Source organism: Aeromonas sp. LsrichE-8G (assembly GCF_022869435.1).
Lineage (GTDB): Bacteria > Pseudomonadota > Gammaproteobacteria > Enterobacterales > Aeromonadaceae > Aeromonas > Aeromonas caviae.
Genome location: NZ_JALIHH010000298.1, coordinates 1 through 293, shown reverse-complemented (window position 1 = coordinate 293; position 293 = coordinate 1). Strand labels below are relative to the sequence as shown.

Below are 293 nucleotides of genomic sequence, written 5' to 3'. Positions count from 1 at the left end.
AATGCAATTCACTAAAATTAATAAATCACGCCATGCGGCCTACGTTTTGCACGTACATTTGGTGTTTATTACCAAGTATCGAAAGCCGATACTGGGGGATCTGCATCACGCTTCATTCGGTCAGTGTGCGGCAGAGGTTTGCAGAGGTTTTGGTGCGGAACTGAAAGAGTGTGACGGAGAGGCTGATCATGTTCACATGCTGATAGAGTACGCGCCAACGGTGCAGCTATCGGTACTGGTGAACTCGTTAAAGGCGGTCACATCAAGGCGACTGCGTAATGAATTTCTGGACT

The 293-nt window shown here is 47.8% G+C and carries 1 protein-coding gene; it reads left to right on the top strand.

Annotation, left to right across the window (positions count from 1 at the left end; all coding sequences use genetic code 11):
• Position 1 precedes the first annotated feature (1 nt).
• Positions 2–293, top strand: a 292-nt coding sequence (tnpA, locus tag MUW49_RS21645) for an IS200/IS605 family transposase (RefSeq protein WP_210539148.1), incomplete at its 3' end; no start/stop codon positions are given.